This is a genomic window from Streptomyces sp. NPDC019443 (genome assembly GCF_044389785.1).
Lineage (GTDB): Bacteria > Actinomycetota > Actinomycetes > Streptomycetales > Streptomycetaceae > Streptomyces.
In genome coordinates, this window is record NZ_JBIRYJ010000009.1 from 98,384 (window position 1) to 119,099 (window position 20,716).

Consider the following 20,716-nt stretch of genomic DNA (forward strand, 5'->3'; position numbering starts at 1 on the left):
TGAAAGGCGGAGACCGATGACGAAATACCTCTTCAGGGCCAAGTTGACGGTCGACGGACTGAAGGGCTTGCTCAAAGAAGGCGGCACTGCGCGCCGTGAGGTCGTCGAACGCATGGTCCAGAGCCTGGGGGGCCGGCTCGAATCAATGCACTGGGCATTCGGCGACGAGGACGTCTATGTCACGGTGGACCTGCCGAGCAATGCCCACGCCGCGGCCATGGGTCTGATCACGTCGGCCGCCGGTGGCGTTCGCACGAGCACGGTCGTGCTGCTGACGCCCGAGGAAATCGACGAAGCGGTCCGCCAGAAGGTGGACTACCGCGCACCCGGCGCCTGACGCGCCACCCCCGTTGAGGGTCTTGCGGCCCTGCGTGTCGTGCTCGTACGACACGCAGGGCCGCCTGCTGCTGCCTGCCGTTGCGGCGGGGCCCCGTCAGATGTGAGCCCGCGGCAATACCCCAAGACCCCTGATTCTTCGTCATGCCCTGGGCTGACACCGCCTCCTCCGCCAGCCGTACTCACGCATGCCTCCGGGATGATCCCGGCGCCGGAAGGCAACGCACCACGCGTCCCTGTCCTCTTCGGGCTCGGTAGCACCGAGCCTGAGGAAGGGACGCAACTTGAGTACGAGCCATGCGAGACACGCGGCACTGGCCATCACCGTCATCGGGGCCGTACTGGCGCCCGTGTCACCGGCGTTCGCCGCCGAGCCGCCCCGGGTCGACCTCCGGGCGGACGTCAACCGGGACGGGCGGGTGGACGTCGACGGTACGACGGACACCAGCGGTGAGGACGGCTGGTCCCCCGCGAGGGGAGCGGTCTTCCTCCCCAATATCGACGACGACACCAAGCGGTGCGCGGTCAAAGGCCCGGGCGGCAAGCCGCTCCCGGATGCCAAGCTTGCCGCGTGCAACGACGCGGCTGACACCACGGTGAACGGCTCCGCCGACACAGCCGACCTGGCCCGGGTGCGTTCCGTGCCGATGGCGAACCTGCCCGCCACGGCTACGGGCGCCCTGAAGGTCGTGGCCGGCGCCAAGAACACGCGGATCTTCGTCAAACGCTCCACCGGCTGGACCTGGGTAACGGCCAAGACCCGCCTGTCCGCCGCCGAGCTCCGCGCAGGTGTGGAATTCGGGGTCGAGAGCACCGACGTGATACGCGACAACGCCCGCTGGGGCGGTCGCTCCGTGATCCGTCTGACCGTGGCCTCCGGCGGGAAGAGCACCTCCGACGAGGTCACCCTGCGGGTCGCCCCGCTGCTGACGCATCATCACCTGCAGAACGCGCAGCAGCTGCTGGTCACCAAGGTGCCTGGGAAGGACGAATACGCGCGTCGGCAGCAGGCGTTCGTCAAGGGCCTCGCGGCGGAGGTCAAGTCGGCCGGGATCGACAAGCCGTTGGCGACCTTCGACAAGTACGGGGACGTCTGGGCGCAGGACTTCGTCGAGCCCGGCTACGTGAGCATGACCGGCCCCGGTGGGCGCCGGCAGGTGATACGCGTGATGCTGCGGTCCGCGCAGGCGGACCGCCCGGCCGGCCGGGAGCTGTTCGAGAAGCTGCGCGGCAACGGCGTGGGCGTGGTGCAGGTGTCCGGGGTCCGCGACTCGGAGGAGTGGACCCTCAACTCGATGGGGAATCTGGAGACCATCCCTCCGTACGACCACGGCGGCCGGTCCTTCCCCGCCGGGCGCATCATCATGGGCGAGCGCAAGGACAACGGCTCGAAGCCCGCGCAGGTGATGCGGACGCTGCTGAAGTCCCAGGGCTTCCAGGACCCGCTGCTCCTGGACACCTCATGGCTGCATGTGGGGCACGTGGACGAGTTCGTCCAGTTCCTCCCCGCGGACACGCCGCGCGGCTGGAAGATTTCCATTGCCGATCCCGAAGCGGGGCTGCGGCTGCTGCGCGAGGCGCAGCAGGCCGGCCACGGCAGGACGCGGATGTTCTCCGTGCCGGGGAGCAAGGACTTGCCCGCCCCCAAGGAGACCATCGACCAGGCGCTCGCCTCCAAGTGGCTGGTGGCCGACAACACCATGGCCGCGAAGCGGATCGCGGCGAATCTGGAGGTGCTCAAGCGCGAGACGGGTGTGACGGACGCCGAGGTGGTACGGGTGCCCGCCCTGTACACGCGGGGTACGGGAGACGACGAGCGGGGCGACCGCATGCCGCGGCTGTCGCGGATGGGCGCCGGCAAGGTACCGGACGCGGTCCGCGAGTACGGGCAGCAGAAGGAGCTTTCGAGCCACGACGACCGCGCTGCGGCCGCGGAAGCCGTCATGACCAGCGCCTACGTTCCGGGTGCGGTCAACGGGATCCTGCTCGGCCGGGACCGCTACCTGGCCCCGCGGCAATGGGGTCCGGTCATCGGCGGCAAGGACATATTCACCTCCGCCGTGACCGATGCGTACACCGGGGCGGGCATGAAGGTGTCGTACATCGACGACTGGCACACGTATCACGTCGGCATGGGCGAGGTGCACTGCGGCACGAACACTCTGCGCGATGCCTCTGCCGCATGGTGGAAGCCGTAGCAAGCCGGTGGTTCGGAGCGGTGAACTCGAGTGCGCATGCCCGTCACGGCGGGCGTGCGCACCACCCGGCCGGTCGGAACCCGGCCGGTCGGAACCCGGTCGGTCGGAACCCGGTCGGTCGGAACCCGGTCGGTCGGAACCTGGCCGGTCGGAGCCCGGCCGGTCAGGGCTCGCGCGGTGGCAGGACGACCTCGGCCCACACCTGCTTGCCGCCGCTGAGCGGCACGGAGCCGTACGACGCCGACACCGCCTCGACCAGCAGGATCCCCCGGCCGCCGGTCGCCTCCCAGTCCATACTCGCGGGTTTGACGGGCGCGCGCGGCGATGTGTCGCTCACCGCCACCCGTAGCCGGTCCCCGGCCAGCATGAGGTCGAGGCGCACCGGGCCCTGGGTGTGCACGAGGGCATTGGTGACCAGCTCGGAGACGGTCAGCAGGACCGTGTCCGACTGCCCCATCACGCGCTCGTCCGTCGCGCGCCAGGAGCGCAGAGTACGGGAGGTGAAACGGCGCGCGTGCGCGACCGCGTCGGGCAGCCTCCACACCGTCCAGGCCACCCGGAGCGGCCGGACTCCCAGCCCGTCGTAGCGCATGAGCAGCAGCGCCACGTCGTCGTCGCGCCGGTTGACCCCGCCGAGCAGCTCATCGGCCATCCGCCCGGCGTCGGAGGGGTCGGCGGTGGAGAGCGCGTCGCACACACGGCGCATGCCGTCATCCAGGTGAAGGCTCGACGACTCGACCAGGCCGTCCGTCAGCAGGGCGAGAACCGCGCCGGGAGCCAGAGCGACCGCGGTCATCGGGAACTGGGCCTCCGCGAGCACGCCCAGCGGAGGCCCGCCCTCGACCTCGACCTCCCGGGTGACGCCTTCCGGGGCACGCAGCAACGGCGGCAGGTGCCCGGCCCGGACGCACCAGGCATTGCCCTCCTCCATGTCGATGGCGACATAGCAGCAGGTGGCGAAGAGGTCGGTCTCCATGCCGACGAGCAGGTGATTGGCGCGGGAGACGACCACGTCGGGCGGGTGGCCCTCCACGGCGTAGGCCCTGATCGCCGTACGCATCTGGCCCATGATCGTCGCGGCGACGGCGTTGTGCCCCTGTACGTCCCCGACGACCAGCGCCACATGGTTCTCGGACAGCGGGATCACGTCGTACCAGTCGCCACCCACCTCGAGTCCCACTGTCGCGGGCAGATAGCGGGCGACAGCCACCGCGCCGGGCAGTCGCGGAAGCTTGCGCGGCAGCAGGCTGCGCTGAAGCGTCGTCGCGAGCTCGTGCTCGGCGTCGAACGCACGGGCGCGTACCAGTGCCTGCCCCACCAGGCCCGCGGTCGCGGTGAGCATGGACCGTTCCTCGGGGCCGAACGCGTGCGGCTCGTCCCATCCGACCAGGCACCCGCCGACCACCCGGCCTTCGGCCGGGATCGGCAGGACGGCGAGGCCGCCGGGGCCGATGCCGAGGAGCCCCGGTTCGAGGTCGGAGCCCGCCGTCCACAGGCTCGCGCGGCCCTCGCGCAGTGCGGCCTCCAGCGTGGGCAGGGCGTAGGCGGGCGCATCGGGCCACTCGGACCGCCATTCGGACCGCCATAGCTCAGGCCAGGCGTCGGGTTCCGGCGGGTCGAGGACCGTGACCACCAGCCGGTCCCCCTCGAGTTCGGCGAGAGCCACCCGATCGGCTCCCAGCGGGTCGCGCAGGGCGGCGACCACGGCCCTGCTGACGTCCCGGACGGTCATCGCACCGGCCAGAGCGACGGACAGTTGCTGCACCCGGGAGACCTCGTCCGCGCTGGGCCGCAGATGCGAGGCGTCGGCGACCACGCCGAGCACCCGCTCCGGCCTGCCGGCGCCGTCCGCCAGCACGCGGCACCGCAGGCGCAGCCAGCGCAGCTCGCCGGTGGGGCGGCGGACACGGAATTCGAGGTCCCGGCCGCCGGATGTCATATGGCCCGGCTCGACGATGGACATGAGCGCGGGCAGGTCGTCAGGAACGGTGTGCGCCAGCAGGGTCTCGACACGTCCGTCGAATTCGCCCCTGGGGATGTCGACGAGGTCGAGGACCCGGTCGTCCGCTTCGATCTGCCCGCTGCTGAGGACCAGGGTGAAGGAACCGACACGGAGGCGCTCCAGGGCAGGGCCCAGTACCGGCCGGGCGCCCGTACGGCCGATGGCGTGACTGTTCGGTTCGCCGGTCGCTTCGAGCCATGCGGCGACCTGGTCGGCGTAGAGCTCCAGAAAGTTGCGCCGTTCGGCGTCGAAGCCATTGCTGACGTCGTCCACGACGACCAGGCAGCCCAGCGGAGTGCCGTTCGCTCCGAGCGGCAGTGCGCCCAGCGAGATGTCGGCGGGCAGCGTCTGCTCAGGGGCCTCGCCGGGGTCCTCGCGGTACGCGGCGAGTCCTTCCCCGTTCAACCACAGGGCGCGGCCGGTGCGGAAGGCTTCCACGACGGGTGCATGACCCGACAGGGGATAGAGGGACGACAGCCCGTACATGGCACCGGAGTCTCCGACCCATTCCACCAGTCGCAGACTGTCGTCCCTCTTGCCCAGCACATAGACAGCGGCCAGCACCGCCCCGCCGAATACCCGGATCTTCTCTCTCACGGCTCGCAGCGCCCCCGTAGCCGGGAGTGGGCACGGTCTGCCCGGGAGTGGGCACGGTCTGCTCGGATCACCGGGTGCAACCGTGGCTGGATAACGCCACGCCTCATCATCCCTCGCCTCCGACCAGTCTTCGCCGGCCGAGTCGCCCTCCGAGGTGGCCCACCCACCTCGTCATGCGTATGGGACCAGTCGTATCCAGCGTAGGGAAGGCTGGGGCCGCGTGCTGGCTTCTACGGTGGTTCCGCTGATCTCGGCCGCCCGAGACGGGTGGAGACCGGGATCAACCGGTCCCGCCGGCAGGCCAGAACGCGACCGTGGCGGCGGTCGCCACGGCGACGTCCGCCAGACGCCGGTAGTCGATGGTGTCCGGAGTGTCGGTCGGCCGGTGGTAATTGCGGTTCCGGAAGTTCGCCGTGCTGGTGAGCATCAGGGCCGGAATCCCCGCGTTCCAGAAGGCCGCGTGGTCACTTCGGTCGAGATGGCTCACCGGCGGCACGGCGAGGCCGACGAGCGCCCCCAGCGGGCCGTCCGGTCGCGGGTCGCGCAGGGTGACGACGGGCAGCGGGGGCTCGGCGGCGCCCGCTGCCCGGCGCCACAGGGAGGCCGCCGCCGCCGTCGAGCGCCGGTGGACAAGGAGGGTGAAGTCGCCCCGTTGCCCGGCCGAGCGGACCGCGGCGGCCACACGCGGGAAGGCCATGCCGAACCCGGCGGGCAGCAGCTGGGTTCCGGGCTCGTTCGCGAAGAAGCCGACGGACTCGAGGCAGATCATGCCCGCGACCTGCCGGGTACAGCCCGGCCGCCGGGCGGCGAACCGGGAACCGATCATCCCCAGCTCCTCCATGTCGAAGAACATGAGGGTGACCGCGGGCGGTCGCGGCAGCCCGCCGAGGAGGCGGGCGATCTCCAGCAGCGCGGCGACGCCGGAGGCGTTGTCGTCGGCGCCGGGGCATCCGGCGACGGTGTCCAGGTGCGCTCCGACCACCACCGTCGGGCGGTCGTCGCCTCCCGGCAGCTCGGCCACGAGGTTCGCGCCGGTCAGCCGCCGGTGCATGCGGAGTGTGAGCGCGCGCGCCCGACGGCCGTGGCGGTCGGTGAGGCCCAGTCGCCACCGTACGTCGAAGGGCCGGCGCTCGGTCCGCCAGCCCGCGGCGGCCAGTTCACTCGTGACACGGGCCTCGGCACGCAGCATGGCTTCGGGGGCGCGGATGCGGCTGCGCGGGCGGTCGGCGAGGTACTCCACGTCATGGCGCAGGCGCAGGGGGTCGGCCCGCCGGGTCAGTTCACGTACAAGCGCGGGTACGTCGGGGGCGAGGTCCATGGCACGGGTTCACCGCCTTCGCCTTCGTCGGTGCAGAACAGCTCGGTGCACAGCAGCCGAATGCCGTCGAGGGCTCGGCCCACCGGGTGGCCGCCGCGCGGGCCGCGGCCACGGACCGCTGTGCCGGCGGACGGTCCCCCCAGTCTGCCGCCATGGCAGACATGGACGCGCCCGGCGCGCACCAGTGCAGTACCGGCGGCGTGCAGGTCGCCGTGACCACGGAGCTGCTGCGGGGCTGGATCACTTCCTCGTCCGCCTCGTCCGCCTTCTCCGCGCGGGCGTCCGCGGCGTAACAATGGTGGTGAAGGGCACGCCTGCCGTTGCCGAGAGGCGGGACATTCCGGTGCCGTACATAGCAGTGACTGCGTTGAGCCATGTCGGGCTGGTCCGCGAACACAACGAGGACAGCCTCGTCGTCGGGCCGTGGACGCTGTGCGGCACCGTGACCGAGAATCCGCAGACGCTGCTGTTCCCCATCGGCACACCACTCGTCGTCGCGGTCGCCGACGGACTCGGCGGGCAGCCCGCCGGCGAAGTGGCCAGTGCGCTGGTGGTCCGCCAACTCGCCTCGCTCGGCCCCTCGTTGGACGACGAGGAAGCCGTCAGTGACGCCTTGGACCTCTGCAATCACGCGGTGTACTCGGCCGCTCGCGACCATCCTGAGCTGGTCACCATGGGGACCACGGTCGCGGGTGCCGTCGTCCTGACGGAGTCGCTGCTGACGTTCAACGTCGGCGACAGCAAGGTGTTCGACGCGGCTCAGAACGGGCTTCGCCAGGTGAGCGTGGACGACAGCCCGCCCCTGCGGCCGGGACAGCGCACCACGTCAGCCGTCACACAGACGCTCGGCGGCAGCCACACGTTCAACGCGATCACGCCCCATGTGGCTGCCTCGGCGCTGTCCGTAGGCGATCGCTACTTGGTGTGCACCGACGGGCTGACCGACCCGGTGCCTGACGATGAGCTCGACGGGCTGCTGCGGGTGCACGACGACGGCAGGGCCGCCTTCGAGTTGTGGAAGGCGGCGATCGCGGCCGGAGGGCCGGACAACATCACGTTCGCGCTGGTACGCATCGGCGAATAGAGCCCTTACGTGTCGTCCCAGCAGGGACTCGGTCTACGGATCCGTCGTGGGGACGTGGCCCGTCCCGCCCAGCCCCGGCGCTCCCCACACCGGGAACCACCGAGCCAGGTCCGTCTCGATGCGCAGGTCGTCCGTGAGCAGCGCCTTCGCCTGGAGTTCCAGGGCGTTGTCGCGCTTCTCCGCCGCTCCGGGAAGCGGCGCGAAGGGGTAGAAGGTGCCGCGTTTGTAGAGATAGACCAGCGCCAGCGCGCGATCCCCGGTGGCCTCGCAGAAGGCGATCAGGGAGCAGAGCAGCTGCGGACCGAAACCGGCGTCCTCGAGGAGGGTGTTGACCGCGTGCAGGTCGTTGACCAGGGAGGCCGTGTCGCTGGCGGGTTGGCGGGCGAGGAGCCAGGTGTAGCCGTACGCGTCCTGGCTGAACTCGACCGGGATGCCGCCGCGGCCGGTGTCCGCGTCGAGCAACTCCCTTACGTCCTCCTGGAGTTGGGCGAAGGCCCCGCCCTCGACGCTGGCGAAGCACACCGAGCCGACACCGGTCGGGGTGAATCCGGCGCCCGCCTGGAGGGTGATCGCGGCGGCGGGCAGGCCGAAGAGCTGGTCGAGGTCGGGGCGTACCGGCTTGCTGCGGCCGAGGATGGTGTCGAGGAGTCCCACGAATGAACCTCAGTTCGTCGTCACGGGCGGCCGAGCTGCGCCGAGATCCTGCCCAGCTGGTCCAGTCGCTGCTCGAGCGTCGGGTGCGAGGAGAGCAGCCTGCTCAGGCTCTCCTTGGAGGAGAAGGCCGGCGCGAACCAGAAGGCGTTGAACGGCTCAGCCTTGCGCAGGTCCCGCGTCGGGATCGCCGCGATCTCGCCGGTCACCTTGGTGAGCGCGGAGGCGAGCGCGGAGGGGCGGCCGGTCAGCATCGCGGCGGCGCGGTCGGCGGAGAGCTCGCGGTAGCGGGAGAGCAGCCGGGTCAGCAGGAAGCTGAGCACGTACACGGCCGCGCTGACCACGGGAATGAGCAGCATGGCGATCGCGGCGTTGGGGTCGCGGCTGCTGTCCGGCCGGCCGAAGCCGCCCCAGACCGCGACACGGGTCATCACGCCCGCGAGGACGCCGAGGAACGACGCGATGGTCATCACGGCGACATCGCGGTGGGCGACGTGCGACAGCTCGTGCGCGAGCACGCCCTCCAGCTCCTCCGGCTCCAGGCGGCGCAGCAGGCCGGTGGTGGCGCAGACCAGGGCGGTGCTCTCATTACGGCCTACGGCGAAGGCGTTCGGCAGATCACTGTCGGCGATCGCGACGCGCGGCTTGGGCATGTCGGCGAGGGCGCAGATACGGTCGACGGCGCCGTGCAGCTCGGGCGCCTGCTCCGGGGTGACCTCGCGGGCGCCCATGCTGAAGGCCGCGATGCGGTCGCTGAACCAGAACTGAACGATGAACAGCCCGCCCGCGATCACCAGGATGATCGGCCACGAGCCGCGCAGAACGGCCAGCAGCACACCCACGAAGACCACGTAGACCAGCCCGATCAGGAACATCGTCGTCACCATGCGGGTGGTGAGTCCCCGATCCGGGGCGTAGCGGGACCGGGGCCCCCTCCCCACCGTCGTCCGACCGGCCATGTGATCACCCTCCAGACGGAGCCCTGCCGCCGTGTTTCTCCCTTCAGTGTGCCCCTTTCGCGGCTATATACGGGATAAAGGGGCCTTGGCTGCCTCGTCCGGCAGGGCGTGCGCGATGTCTTGACATGGACCTGGCGCGGCGCTGAGATGTGGTGGCTTTCGTTCGTCCCCGTTTGCTTGTGTGCCAATCACCCCCCTCGGAGCCGCACATGCATGCCGAACGACACACCCCCTTGAGCGCCCGTCTGGCCGCCTTCGCCACGACGCTCGGGCTCCTCACAGCCGGCGCGGCCGTCGCCGTCACCGGGCAGGTCGCCGCCGCTCCCCCCGCCGCCGCCACTCCTCCCGCCGCCACCGTCGACAATGGGCTCGCGCGTACGCCCCAGATGGGGTTCAACAACTGGAACTCCACCCACTGCCGGGCCGAGTTCAACGAGGCCATGGTCAAGGGCATCGCCGACGTCTTCGTGTCCCAGGGACTCAAGGACGCCGGGTACACCTACGTCAACATCGACGACTGCTGGGCCCTGCCGCAGCGCGACGCGAACGGGAACCTCGTCCCCGATCCGGTCCGCTTCCCCAATGGGATCAAGGCAGTTGCGGACTATGTGCACTCCAAAGGCCTCAAGTTCGGCATCTACTCCAGTGCCGGCACCAAGACCTGCGACGTACAAGGCTTTCCGGGCGGCCTCGGGCATGAGCAGCAGGATGCCGACCTGTGGGCGTCCTGGGGCGTGGACTACCTGAAGTACGACAACTGCAACAACACCGGCGCCGACGCCAAGCAGCGCTACACCGCCATGGCCGACGCGCTGAAGGCCACCGGGCGGCCGATTCTCTACAGCATCTGCGAATGGGGGGAGAACCAGCCCTGGAACTGGGCGGCGGACGTCGGCAACTCATGGCGTACGACCGGGGACATCAGCGATTCCTGGTCCAGCATGATCGGCATCGCGCACCAGAACCAGGGGCTCGCGCCGTACGCCAAGCCCGGGGCGTGGAACGACCCCGACATGCTCGAGGTCGGGAACGGCGGGATGACCGACACCGAGTACCGCACCCACTTCAGCCTCTGGGCGCAGATGGCCGCGCCGCTGCTGATCGGCAGTGATCTGCGCGGCGCCTCACCCGCGACCCTCGCGATCCTGAAGAACACCGACGTCATCGCGGTCGACCAGGACAGTCTGGGCAAGCAGGGCACGGTGGTGTCCAGCTCCGGCGGTCTTGTGGTGATGTCCAAGCCGCTGGCGGACGGCAGCCGTTCGGTGACGCTGACCAATGAGACGACCTCGGCGAAGACGATCTCGACGACGGTCCGGGCGATCGGGATCGGCGGCGCCTCCTCGTACGCGCTCAAGGACCTGTGGTCCAAGCAGACCGGCACCACCACGGGCACGATCAGCGCCTCGGTGCCCGCCCACGGGACCGTGATGTACCGGGTGACGCCGGGCGCTCCGGTCCCGCCGCCCGCCGGGATCCAGCAGGTCAGCGATCTGCCGTGGACGTCGGCGATCAACGGCTGGGGGCCGGTGGAACGCGACCGCAGCAACGGCGAGCAGACCGCGGGCGACGGCCGCACCCTCACCGTCAACGGCACCACCTACGCCAAGGGCCTCGGCACACACGCGGCAAGCGACATCACGTACCACCTGGGTGGCGACTGCCGGTCGTTCACCGTCGACGTCGGCGTGGACGACGAGTCGACGGCGGGAGGATCGGTCGTCTTCCGGGTCTATCGCGACGCCGCCCTGGTCGCCGACAGCGGCGTGCGCACGGCGAACGATCCGCCCAGGCGCCTGAGCGCCGACCTCACCGGCGGTACGAAACTGAGGCTGGTCGTCACCGACGGCGGCGACGGCATCAACTACGACCACGCCGACTGGGCGGACGCCAAGCTGGTCTGCGGCAGCGGCCCGGCGGCCGGCAGCCATGCGCTCAGCGACCTCGCATGGGCCTCGTCCGCGAACGGCTGGGGGCCGGTGGAGCGCGACCGCAGCAACGGCGAGAAGGCCGCGGGCGACGGCCGGACCCTGACCCTCAACGGCACCACCTACGCCAAGGGCCTCGGCACACACGCGGCGAGCGACATCACGTACTACCTCGGCGGCAGCTGCACCAAGCTCACCGCCACCGTCGGCATCGACGACGAGTCGGGCGGTACGAACGGGTCGGTGGTCTTCCAGATCTACCGGGACGCCACCAAGGTCGCCGACAGCGGCCGCCTCACCGGAGCCGACGCCACGAGGACGCTCACGGCGGATCTCGCCGGCGGCCTGGAGCTGAGACTGGTCGTCACCGACAGCGGCGACGGCGTCAACTACGACCACGCCGACTGGGCAGCGCCCATCCTGACCTGCGGCTGAGCCCCTGGGCAGCGGCGGACCGGGTCTGCCGCTGCCCATAACCGGTCCTGTCTGTTTCCGGTCAGATGTACCGGTCGCTTGTCACCGGTCGGGCGGTGGCAAACTGGCGACTGGTTGTCCGAAGGAGCCAGCTGTGCCGATGATCCGCAATCTCCGCCACGCCGTGCGCCGCGCCTACCGCAGGACCGTGGACCTGAGCCACCCGGCTCGCTCCCCGCTGGGCAGCACGGTGGTCAACTGCGTGGTCTACGAGGACGGCGTACGGCAGCCCGACACCGGCCCGGTCGACGAGGCGCTGCGGCGGGTCCGCAAGTCCGGCCGCGGCTTCGTCTGGATCGGGCTGCACGAGCCCTCCGAAACGGAGTTCGCCGGGGTTGCCGAGCTGTTCGGTCTGCATCCGCTGGCCGTCGAGGACGCGGTGGTCGCCCATCAGCGGCCCAAGGTGGAGCGGTACGACGAGACCCTGTTCGCCGTCTTCAAGACCTGCGGCTACGTCGAGCACGAGGAGCTCACCGCCACCAGCGAGGTGGTGGACACCGGCGAGCTCATGATCTTCACGGGGCCCGACTTCGTGATCACCGTCCGGCACGGCAGGCACGGCTCGCTCGGCCCGCTCCGGGAGGCCCTGGAGGACACCCCCGAGCAGCTGGCCAAGGGCCCCGCCGCCGTATTGCACGCCATCGCCGACCATGTGGTCGACGACTACCTCGCCGTGGCGGACGCCGTGCAGAACGACATCGACGCCGTCGAGAGCACCGTCTTCACCGAGCACGCGGGCCGCGGCGACGCGGGCCGCATCTACCAGCTCAAGCGCGAACTGCTGGAGCTCAAGCGCGCGGTGGCGCCGCTGGGCCGGCCGTTGCAGGCCCTCGCCACCCAGCCGATGCCGCCGGTCGGCCCGGACATACAGCCGTACTTCCGTGACGTCGCCGACCATCTGGCCCGCGTCACCGAGCAGATCACGTCGTTCGACGCCCTGCTCGACTCGATCCTCCAGGCCCACCTCGCGCAGGTGACGGTCGCCCAGAACGAGGACATGCGCAAGATCACCGCATGGGCGGCGATCATCGCCGTGCCGACCATGGTCTGCGGTGTGTACGGCATGAACTTCGACCACATGCCGGAGCTGCGCTGGACCTACGGATACCCCCTCGTTCTCGGTGTCATGGTCATCGCCTGCTTCGTCGTCCACCGCAGCTTCCGCCGCAACGGCTGGCTCTGACGCTCCGTTCGAACGGCTCTGACGCGCCGTTCGCCCCGGCCGGAGGTGCGGGCGAGGATGTGTTGGGTACTGGCTCCTCGTTGTCCGACCCCGTTTGTCCGGCGGACCGAGAACGTGGCGGTCCTGGCCGCCTCCCTCCGGCAGGTGATCGCCGAGTCTCGGCCGGCTGGTTCGACATGTGTCAACATAGACGTATGTCGAATGTTAAGGCGTTGCCGCTGCTGGAGCCGGATGTCGACCTGGATGTCGAGCCGTGCTGCCCGCCGCTGACCGAGCGCCCCCTCACGGCGGAGGAAGCGGTCCGCACCGCCGCCATGTTCAAGGCGCTCGGCGACCCGGTGCGCCTGAGGCTGTTCTCGGCGGTGGCCTCCCACGAGGGCGGTGAGGCCTGCGTATGCGACATCTCCGACGTCGGCGTCTCGCAGCCGACCGTCTCCCACCATCTGAAAAAGCTCAGGGAGGCGGGCCTGCTCACCTCCGAGCGGCGTGGCACCTGGGTGTACTACCGGGTCGAGCCCTCCGTGCTTGCCGCGATGGGAAAGATACTGGGGCAGTACGCCGACTGACCGGCCCCGATGCAGCCCAGTCACTCATGCTCCAGCAGTGCTGGAAGGTCGGCGAACGAGTCGAGCACGTGGTCCGGTGTGCCGTCGGCCGCCCGGTGCGTCTCGGGCAGGTACTTGCCCGTCCTGACCAGTACGCCGGTGATTCCGCTGCGCTGCGCCGCCAGCACGTCGGATTCGATGTCGTCGCCGACCATCAGCGCTTCGGACGCGGTGGCACCCAGGTACGCCAGGGCGGTGGCGAAGAACGAAGCGGCGGGTTTGCCGGTGACCTCCGCCTCGACGCGGGCGGCTCGCTCCAGCCCCAGGAGGAAGGCCCCGGTGTCGAGGTCGAGCCCGTCCGCGGTACGCCAGTAGAGGTTGCGGTGCATGGCGATCAGCGCGGCGCCGCGCTGCACATGACGGAAGGCGGCATTGAGGGCCGCGTAACTGAACTCGCCGCCCGCGCCGCCGAAGACGACCACATCCGGGGGCGCATCCTCCTCCCCGTCGACGAGTGTCACGCCCTCGAGATCGTCACGGACGTCGCCGCTGCTGAGCAGCAGACAGCGGGCCCCCGGGTAGTGCTCCCGCAGGTACGCGGCGGTGACGGCGGGTGCGGTGAGGATGTCGTCTACGCCGACGGGAAAGCCCTCCCCTGCCAGCTTCGCGGCGATCGACGCGCGGGTCCGTGAGGTGGTGTTGGTGACGAGCGCCAGCGGAAGGCCGGCGGCGCGCAGCCGTCCCATGGCCTCGACGGTGCCGGGCAGCGGCTTCCAGGACACCGTGAGCACGCCGTCGATGTCGATCAGGACCGCTCCGATTCGTTCCATGCGACCGACCGTATCGCCGGCTCGACTCCCGCTTGCGAAACAGCCACATATGGGGTTATTACGAAAGGGATGGGAGTGAACCGCTGTGCTGTTCACCGATCGCATGGATGCGGGACGCCGACTTGCCGAAGCGCTACGGCACGTACGGGGGGAGAATCCCGTCGTCCTGGGCCTGCCGCGAGGCGGAGTCCCGGTCGCCTCCCAGGTGGCGCAGGCACTCGGCGCACCACTCGATGTGATCGTGGTCCGCAAGCTCGGGGTTCCGTACCACCGCGAGCTGGGGTACGGCGCGATCGGCGAGGGCGGGGTACGGGTCATCAGCGACGACATCGTCCGCCGCAGCGGAGTCGGCCGGGACGAACTCGAAACGGTCGAGCACGCCGAGGAGGCGGAGCTCGCACGGCAGGCGAAGCGGTTCCGCGCGGACCGGCCGCGGTCGGCCATCGGCGGCCGCACGGTGATCGTCGTGGACGACGGGATCGCCACCGGCGCGACGGCCGCGGCGGCGTGCGAGGTGGTACGGGCGCAGGGCGCCGCCCGCGTGGTGCTGGCCGTGCCGGTGGCGCCTCCGGACGCGGTCGCCTGGCTGCGCACCGAGGCGGACGAAGTGGTGTGCCTGTCCACGCCGAGGGCGTTCAGGGCAGTCGGCGAGTGGTACCAGGACTTCTCCCAGACCCCCGACGAGGAGGTCGTCGCCCTGCTCGCGCAGGCGGCCGCGCGGGGTGACGAGGACCGGGCCGGGGATGAGACCGAGGTCGCGGTGGACGCCGGCGGGGTCCGGCTGGCCGGGGACCTCACCCTGCCTCGGGGCACCGAGGAGATCGTGATGTTCGCCCACGGATCCGGCAGCAGCAGGCACAGCCCGCGCAACCGGCTGGTGGCGGCCGCCCTGAACCGGGCGGGCCTGGGCACCCTGCTCTTCGACCTGCTCACCCCGGCCGAGGAAGCCGACCGGGCGAACGTCTTCGACATCGAAACCCTGGCCGGGCGGCTGGCGGACGCCACCCGCTGGCTGCGGGAGCGCGAGTCGGCCCGGATCGGCTACTTCGGGGCGAGCACCGGAGCCGCGGCTGCACTGCGGGCCGCCGCGTCATTCGGCGCCTCCGCTTCTTCAGGTGCCGATGGCGACACCGACGCGGACATCGCCGCCGTGGTCTCCCGCGGCGGCCGTCCCGACCTCGCCGGGCCGCACCTCGCCGACGTACGCGCGCCCACGCTGCTGATCGTGGGCGGCCGCGACACGATGGTGCTCGACCTCAACCGCCAGGCCCAGGCGGAGTTGCGTTGCGAGAACCGGCTCGAGGTCGTCCCGGGCGCCACGCATCTCTTCGAGGAACCCGGCGCCCTTGACGAGGTCGCGGACCTGGCCCGGGACTGGTTCACCAGCCACTTGGCGGCGAGTCATCCCATGCGGTGACGCTGACGTCATCCCCACTGAATCCCCACTGGCAGTCGGGCAGGCGTCCCCTCACGCCAGGGCGATGAACATGCCCAGCGTCAGCACGGCGATGCCGCAGCCGTACAGCGCCAGCCTCACGGAGTGGGCCTCCGCGGACGGGTCGGTGCTGCCGACGGCGCGACAGAGGCCGAAGACAGACTTCAGCAGCAGGGCGAGCGCGGCCGCGGAGAAGGCGGCGATCAAGGAAACCGTCACGCCGCGACAATCTCACGGGCCGTCAGGTGTCGCATTTCGGCCTACTCCGTCCCGGCGGCGCCCGTCACCCCCGGGACGGAAGTCCCGCACCCGACACCCCGGTCGTCGACAGCCCCGGGCCTGAGGCCGGCCAGCGCCTCCGTCAGCCACTTCGTCCAGAACGTCTCCAGCTCGATCCCGCTCCGCAGCACCAGATGCCGCAGCCTGTCCTGCTCCGTCGACTGCCGCTCCGGCGGGAAGTCGCGCGCCTCGATCGCCTCGTACTGCGCCAACTGCCGTTGGTGCAGGGCAAGATGACGGCCGAGCTCTGCCTCCAGGCCCGCGCTGCCGACCACCCCTGCGGCGCGCAGCCGCAGCAGCAGCGGGTCGCGGACCGGCTTCGGGTCCTCGGAGCGCCCGACCCACGCGGTCAGTTCCTCACGGCCCGCGGGCAGGACTTCGTACTCCTTCTTCTGCCCGCGGGTCGGCTGCGCGGACGGCAGCGCGCGGATCTGACCCGCCTGCTCCAGCTTCCCCAGCTCGCGGTAGATCTGCTGATGCGTGGCCGACCAGAAGTAGCCGATCGACTTGTCGAAACGGCGGGTCAGCTCCAGCCCCGACGAGGGCTTTTCGAGCAGAGCCGTGAGGATCGCGTGCGGGAGGGACATGGCCCGCATCCTAGGCAGGAGGCGTCAGAGCGTCGCCGCGAGGCGCGTGCCCTGGTCGATCGCCCGCTTGGCGTCCAGTTCAGCCGCCACATCCGCCCCGCCGATCAGGTGCACCGGCCGGCCCGCGGCACTCAGCTCCTCGTACAGTCCGCGCTGCGGCTCCTGCCCGGTGCACAGCACGACCGTGTCGACGGGCAGGACCCGCCTCGTCCCGTCGACACTCACGTGCAGGCCCTCGTCGTCGATCCGCTCGTACGTCGCCCCGGCCGTCATCGCCACCCCGCGGTGCTTGAGCTCCGTACGGTGGATCCACCCCGTCGTCTTGCCGAGACCCGCGCCGACCTTGCTCGTCCTGCGCTGGAGAAGGTGGACGGTACGCGGCGGCTTCGGGCGCTCGGGGGCAGTCAGGCCGCCCGGGGCGCTGTAGTCCGTGTCGACGCCCCACTGCCGGAAGTACGTCCCCGCGTCCAGGCTCGCGCCCTCGCCGCCGTCCGTCAGGAACTCCGCGACGTCGAAGCCGATGCCGCCCGCACCGATCACCGCGACGCGCTCGCCGACGGGCGCGCCGTCGCGCAGGACGTCGAGGTAGCTGACGACGCTCGGGTGGTCGACGCCCGGGATCTCGGGGGTCCGTGGCGTGACGCCGGTGGCGACGACGATCTCGTCGTACGCGGCCGACGAGAGGTCATCGGCGGTGACGCGGGCGCCAAGACGCACCTCGACGCCGTGCAGTTCGAGCTGCGTACGGAAGTAGCGCAGCGTCTCGTTGAACTCCTCCTTGCCCGGGATCCGCTTGGCGATGTTCAGCTGCCCGCCGATCTCGTCCGCCGCGTCGAAGAGCGTGACCTCGTGTCCGCGCTCGGCGGCCGAGACCGCGCAGGCGAGCCCGGCAGGTCCCGCGCCGACCACCGCGACGCGCTTGCGCAGCCGGGTCGGCGAGAGGACCAGCTCGGTCTCGTGGCAGGCCCGCGGGTTGACCAGGCAGGAGGTGATCTTCCCGCTGAAGGTGTGGTCCAGGCAGGCCTGGTTGCAGCCGATACAGGTGTTGATGGTCTCCGCGCGGTCCGCCTTCGCCTTGGCGACGAAGTCCGGGTCGGCGAGGAAGGGGCGGGCCAGCGACACCATGTCCGCACGCCCCTCGGCGAGCAACTGCTCGGCGATCTCGGGGGTGTTGATGCGGTTGCTGGTCACCAGGGGCACCGACACGGACCCCATCAGCTTCTTCGTCACCCAGGTGTACGCGCCGCGCGGCACCGACGTCGCGATGGTCGGGATACGGGCCTCGTGCCAGCCGATCCCGGTGTTGATGATCGTCGCTCCGGCCGCCTCGATCTCCTTGGCGAGCGTGATCACCTCCTCCAGCGAGGAGCCGCCGGGCACCAGGTCCAGCATGGACAGCCGGTAGATCAGGATGAAGTCCGGGCCGAGCCGCTCACGCGTGCGGCGGACGATCTCCAGCGGGAGCCGTATCCGGTTCTCGTACGAGCCGCCCCAGCGGTCGGTGCGGTGATTGGTGGCGCTCGCGATGAACTCGTTGATGAAGTAGCCCTCGGAGCCCATGATCTCGACGCCGTCGTAGCCCGCGGACTTCGCCAGCTGCGCTGCCCGTACGAAGTCGTCGATGGTCTCCTCGACCTCGGCGTCGGTCAGGGCGTGCGGTACGAACGGGCTGATGGGGGCCTGGATGGCGCTCGGCGCCACGAGGTCCGCGTGGTACGCGTACCGGCCGAAGTGCAGGATCTGCATCGCGATCCTGCCGCCCTCGGCGTGCACGGCGGCGGTGACGGTCCGGTGGCTTTCCGCCTCGGCCTCGGTGGTGAGCTTGGCGCCGCCCTCGTACGGACGGCCCCGGTCGTTGGGGGCGATGCCGCCCGTGACGATGAGGCCGACGCCGCCCCGGGCACGCGCGGCGTAGAAGGCAGCCATCCGCTCGAAACCGCGCTCCGCCTCTTCGAGGCCGACGTGCATGGAGCCCATGAGCACCCGGTTGGACAGGGTGGTGAACCCGAGATCGAGCGGGCTCAGCAGATGCGGGTACGGGGTCGGGCTCATCAGGGCGCCTCCTTGCGCAGGGGTCGACAGTCCAGTTGTAGCCGCCCCACAGCGATTATGCAACAAGGTGCAAAACCAATTCTCCAGCCTCTGCCGCCCACCTGTCCGACGAATGTGCTAATCAGTCGTACGGGTGATATTGGCCCTTCGCCCAGGTCACGCACCCTTAGCGTGTTCATGTGGCGGGATGGCAGCAGTTCAGCGCACTGGGGGTCGCGGCGATTCTCGGCTCGCAAGGGATCGGGGTCGGGGTCGGGGCAGCGGCGTGCATGACCGTGTCCGTATCGGTGGTGTCCGTGTCGGTTCATTTCGGGGACTGCCTGCCGACTCCGGCACCGGCCCCGACACCGACTCCGCCGCCCACGCAGCCCGAGCCGCCGACTCCGGCGCCGGCTCCCACACCGCCGCCGCCCACACCCCCGGCTCCCACACCCCCGGCTCCCACGCCGTCGGCTCCCAGTCCTCCCACGCCGGCCGTGCCACCCGCCGAACGGCCCCCGCCCCCGCGGGACGCCCCGGAGCCCCCGCCCGAGAAGGCCCCCGAGCAGGCTCCGAAGACGGCTCCCGCACCCGCCGCCCGTACGAAACCCGAGCGGCGGCAGGTCGTCGCCGTACGCAACTACCGCCGCGCGACCGGGAAGCCGGAGGACTCCGGAACTCCCCTCGTGGTCCTGCTGCTGGTCACCACCACTCCGGCCGTTCTCGCCGCGGCGCTGCTGCGGCCCCGTTCACGGTCCGCCGGCGGGCGCGGCCGCGCCTGATCCACACCCTCGCCGCTCTCCCCGCACCCCACTCGGAGAACCTCATGTCGGAATGGCTGGTCCTGGCTGCCGCGATGGCCGCCGCCTGTGCCGTCGTCCTTGTCATCACCCTGCTCAGGCAGTACCGGCTGAACAAGGCCGGGGCCGCGGAGGACGACGACGCCCCCGAGACCCCCGACGTCCTCGAATACATGACGATGATGGTCGGCGTCGTATACGCGATCGTGCTCGGTCTGGCCATCGCGGGCGTCTGGGAGGCGCGCAGCGCCGCGCAGGACGACGTACGCCGCGAGGCACAGGCGCTGCACGAGGTCACCCAGCGAGCCACGGTCTACCCGGCCGGCGTCCAGGCGCAGCTCCGCGCGGACATCGACCGTTACGTCTCCCACGTCGTCCACCAGGAGTGGCCGAGGATGGTCGACCACAACGAGCTGTCCGGGCGGGGAGCGGAACTGCTCGGCGTCGTACGCGCGGACATCGCACGGCGGGCGCCGGTCAACGAACTCGAGACGCAGGCGTACCAGCCCATGCTCGACCAGGTCGCCGTCGCCGACGACGCGCGCAACGCGCGGGCGCAGAATGCCGGAGAGACGCTGCCGGGGGTCGTGTGGTTCGGCCTGATCACCGGGGCACTGGTGACAGTCGGCCTGATCTTCACGCTGCAGATCGGCCGCACTCCCAGGGAGCTGTTGCTGGCCGGTCTGTTCAGCGCCCTGATCGCCTTTCTGCTCTTCCTCGTGTGGGACTTCGACGCGCCATTCGGGCGGTCGGGCACGGAGTCGGCGGACGCCTTCCGCCAACTGTTCGCGAGCGCCGCGGGACCGGGCTGAGGCCTACTTCTGCGCGTGCTCGCCGACATAGAAGAGCAGCCACACAAAACCGGCGAAGAGGTGGGTGGCGAAGACATACACGAAGACGCGCAGCATCACACCGCGCTCCTTCCAGCTCTCACTCTCGCTCACGACAGGCCTCCAGCCGGTCCGTACATACATCCGTGGTCGGTCCCCCGCACCAGGGTACGAGGACCCGGAATAGGGGGGCCGGGTTTCCGGCGCCGGCGCTCGGCGAGGCCGTCGAGGCCGTCGAGGCGGTGACCGAGGCGGACGGCCTTATCGCGGGCACACCGGTCTTCACGGCCCCGTACAGCGGGCTGTTCAAGTCGTTCTTCGACCTGATCGAGCCCGACGCGCTCACCGGGAAGCCGGTGCTGATCGCGGCGACGGGTGGCACCGCCCGGCACTCGCTGGTGCTGGAGCACGCGCTGCGTCCGCTCTTCGCGTATCTGCGGGCGCCGGTCGCGCCGACGGCGGTGTACGCGGCGTCGGAGGACTGGGGCGGTACCGGTGACGCGCTCACCGACACACTGCCGACCCGGATCGAGCGCGCGGGCGGTGAGCCGGCCGGACTGATGGCCGACGGGTCCGTCAGGGCCCGCGGCCTGGTGTCCGCGGCCCGTACCACGTAGAGCACAGGTCGATCACAGTCCTGTGCCGGATG

The 20,716-nt window shown here is 70.6% G+C and carries 19 protein-coding genes and 1 pseudogene; 11 read left to right on the forward strand and 9 right to left on the reverse strand.

Features of this window, described 5'->3' with window-relative positions; translation table 11 throughout:
- Window positions 1-16 precede the first annotated feature (16 nt).
- Window positions 17-337 (forward strand): GYD domain-containing protein, encoded by a 321-nt coding sequence (locus tag ACH492_RS26145; protein WP_398990120.1) that lies wholly within the window; start codon window positions 17-19, stop codon window positions 335-337.
- Between the two features lie 283 nt (window positions 338-620).
- The gene (locus ACH492_RS26150; RefSeq protein ID WP_398990121.1) at window positions 621-2,534 is read left to right on the forward strand and encodes a protein-arginine deiminase domain-containing protein; all 1,914 of its coding nucleotides are present in this window, start codon (window positions 621-623) and stop codon (window positions 2,532-2,534) included.
- A 163-nt stretch (window positions 2,535-2,697) separates the two neighbouring features.
- Here ACH492_RS26150 and ACH492_RS26155 read toward each other — a convergent pair whose 3' ends face one another.
- Both ACH492_RS26155 and ACH492_RS26160 read right to left on the reverse strand, forming a co-directional pair.
- Window positions 2,698-5,133, reverse strand: a complete 2,436-nt coding sequence (locus ACH492_RS26155; RefSeq protein WP_398990122.1) for a SpoIIE family protein phosphatase — start codon at window positions 5,131-5,133, stop codon at window positions 2,698-2,700.
- A 280-nt stretch (window positions 5,134-5,413) separates the two neighbouring features.
- Window positions 5,414-6,451, reverse strand: coding sequence for a M28 family peptidase (locus ACH492_RS26160; RefSeq protein ID WP_398990123.1), 1,038 nt, complete (start codon window positions 6,449-6,451; stop codon window positions 5,414-5,416).
- Between the two features lie 152 nt (window positions 6,452-6,603).
- Between ACH492_RS26160 and ACH492_RS26165 the strand changes: the two genes are divergently transcribed.
- On the forward strand, window positions 6,604-6,744 hold the full coding sequence (locus ACH492_RS26165; protein ID WP_398990124.1) for a hypothetical protein: 141 nt from the start codon (window positions 6,604-6,606) through the stop codon (window positions 6,742-6,744).
- A gap of 50 nt (window positions 6,745-6,794) precedes the next feature.
- Window positions 6,795-7,535, forward strand: a complete 741-nt coding sequence (locus tag ACH492_RS26170) for a PP2C family protein-serine/threonine phosphatase (RefSeq protein WP_398990125.1) — start codon at window positions 6,795-6,797, stop codon at window positions 7,533-7,535.
- Window positions 7,536-7,568: 33 nt separating this feature from the next.
- On the opposite strand, the gene ACH492_RS26175 is transcribed toward ACH492_RS26170, so the two are convergent.
- Both ACH492_RS26175 and htpX read right to left on the reverse strand, forming a co-directional pair.
- Entirely contained in the window at window positions 7,569-8,189 is a 621-nt protein-coding gene (locus ACH492_RS26175) for a hypothetical protein (RefSeq protein WP_398990126.1), read from the reverse strand.
- 20 nt (window positions 8,190-8,209) lie between these two features.
- Window positions 8,210-9,145, reverse strand: a complete 936-nt coding sequence (htpX, locus tag ACH492_RS26180) for a zinc metalloprotease HtpX (protein ID WP_398990127.1) — start codon at window positions 9,143-9,145, stop codon at window positions 8,210-8,212.
- 209 nt (window positions 9,146-9,354) lie between these two features.
- On the opposite strand from htpX, the gene ACH492_RS26185 reads away from it, so the two are divergent.
- The 3 genes from ACH492_RS26185 to ACH492_RS26195 all read left to right on the forward strand — a co-directional run bounded on the left by ACH492_RS26185 (window position 9,355) and on the right by ACH492_RS26195 (window position 13,296).
- Complete coding sequence (locus ACH492_RS26185; protein WP_398990128.1) at window positions 9,355-11,508, forward strand: NPCBM/NEW2 domain-containing protein; 2,154 nt, start codon at window positions 9,355-9,357, stop codon at window positions 11,506-11,508.
- 139 nt (window positions 11,509-11,647) lie between these two features.
- Entirely contained in the window at window positions 11,648-12,730 is a 1,083-nt protein-coding gene (locus tag ACH492_RS26190) for a magnesium and cobalt transport protein CorA (RefSeq protein WP_398990129.1), read from the forward strand.
- A 194-nt stretch (window positions 12,731-12,924) separates the two neighbouring features.
- A complete protein-coding gene (locus ACH492_RS26195) occupies window positions 12,925-13,296 on the forward strand; it encodes an ArsR/SmtB family transcription factor (protein WP_398990130.1) in 372 nt (123 codons plus the stop codon).
- A 20-nt stretch (window positions 13,297-13,316) separates the two neighbouring features.
- On the opposite strand, the gene ACH492_RS26200 is transcribed toward ACH492_RS26195, so the two are convergent.
- Window positions 13,317-14,105, reverse strand: a complete 789-nt coding sequence (locus ACH492_RS26200) for an HAD-IIA family hydrolase (RefSeq protein ID WP_398990131.1) — start codon at window positions 14,103-14,105, stop codon at window positions 13,317-13,319.
- Between the two features lie 85 nt (window positions 14,106-14,190).
- On the opposite strand from ACH492_RS26200, the gene ACH492_RS26205 reads away from it, so the two are divergent.
- The gene (locus ACH492_RS26205; protein WP_398990132.1) at window positions 14,191-15,522 is read left to right on the forward strand and encodes a phosphoribosyltransferase family protein; all 1,332 of its coding nucleotides are present in this window, start codon (window positions 14,191-14,193) and stop codon (window positions 15,520-15,522) included.
- A gap of 51 nt (window positions 15,523-15,573) precedes the next feature.
- Here the strand turns inward: ACH492_RS26205 and ACH492_RS26210 are convergent, their stop codons facing one another.
- The 3 genes from ACH492_RS26210 to ACH492_RS26220 are packed head-to-tail and all read right to left on the reverse strand — an operon-like array spanning window position 15,574 to window position 18,458.
- On the reverse strand, window positions 15,574-15,759 hold the full coding sequence (locus tag ACH492_RS26210; RefSeq protein ID WP_398990133.1) for a hypothetical protein: 186 nt from the start codon (window positions 15,757-15,759) through the stop codon (window positions 15,574-15,576).
- Window positions 15,760-15,800: 41 nt separating this feature from the next.
- Window positions 15,801-16,406: a PadR family transcriptional regulator gene (locus tag ACH492_RS26215; RefSeq protein ID WP_398990135.1), complete on the reverse strand. Its 606-nt coding sequence runs from the start codon at window positions 16,404-16,406 to the stop codon at window positions 15,801-15,803.
- 24 nt (window positions 16,407-16,430) lie between these two features.
- Window positions 16,431-18,458 carry an FAD-dependent oxidoreductase gene (locus ACH492_RS26220; RefSeq protein ID WP_398990136.1) on the reverse strand — a complete coding sequence of 676 codons (2,028 nt, stop codon included), beginning with the start codon at window positions 18,456-18,458 and terminating at the stop codon, window positions 16,431-16,433.
- A 476-nt stretch (window positions 18,459-18,934) separates the two neighbouring features.
- On the opposite strand from ACH492_RS26220, the gene ACH492_RS26225 reads away from it, so the two are divergent.
- Both ACH492_RS26225 and ACH492_RS26230 read left to right on the forward strand, forming a co-directional pair.
- Entirely contained in the window at window positions 18,935-19,219 is a 285-nt protein-coding gene (locus ACH492_RS26225; RefSeq protein WP_398990137.1) for a hypothetical protein, read from the forward strand.
- Window positions 19,220-19,263: 44 nt separating this feature from the next.
- A complete protein-coding gene (locus ACH492_RS26230) occupies window positions 19,264-20,049 on the forward strand; it encodes a hypothetical protein (protein WP_398990138.1) in 786 nt (261 codons plus the stop codon).
- A 3-nt stretch (window positions 20,050-20,052) separates the two neighbouring features.
- Here the strand turns inward: ACH492_RS26230 and ACH492_RS26235 are convergent, their stop codons facing one another.
- Window positions 20,053-20,181 (reverse strand): DUF6126 family protein, encoded by a 129-nt coding sequence (locus ACH492_RS26235; RefSeq protein WP_307662210.1) that lies wholly within the window; start codon window positions 20,179-20,181, stop codon window positions 20,053-20,055.
- Window positions 20,182-20,258: 77 nt separating this feature from the next.
- On the opposite strand from ACH492_RS26235, the pseudogene ACH492_RS26240 reads away from it, so the two are divergent.
- Window positions 20,259-20,684, forward strand: a pseudogene (locus ACH492_RS26240) (CE1759 family FMN reductase); the annotation flags it as partial.
- Window positions 20,685-20,716 lie beyond the last annotated feature (32 nt).